Source organism: Priestia sp. TRM10, assembly GCF_057808375.1.
On sequence record NZ_JBJZOT010000043.1, the window covers coordinates 1 to 259 of the forward strand.

Genomic DNA, 259 nt, shown 5'->3' on the forward strand with positions numbered 1-259 from the left:
GATCAAACTCTCCATAGAAAGTTTGGTTTCATCTTTCGATGTCCATAGCTTTTTGTTTCTTATAAGAAACGTTGTTTTAAAAATAAAATAGAATTAACGTTGACGTATTTTGTTCAGTTTTCAAAGGACAATATAATTGGTGGAGCCTAGCGGGATCGAACCGCTGACCTCCTGCGTGCAAGGCAGGCGCTCTCCCAGCTGAGCTAAGGCCCCAATATTTAAATGGTCGGGAAGACAGGATTCGAACCTGCGACCCCAT

At 42.5% G+C, this 259-nt stretch carries 1 tRNA gene; it reads right to left on the reverse strand.

Going from position 1 to position 259, the window contains the following annotated elements:
* Positions 1–137: 137 nt before the first annotated feature.
* A tRNA-Ala gene (locus ACK3CR_RS27105) sits at positions 138–213 on the reverse strand.
* Positions 214–259 lie beyond the last annotated feature (46 nt).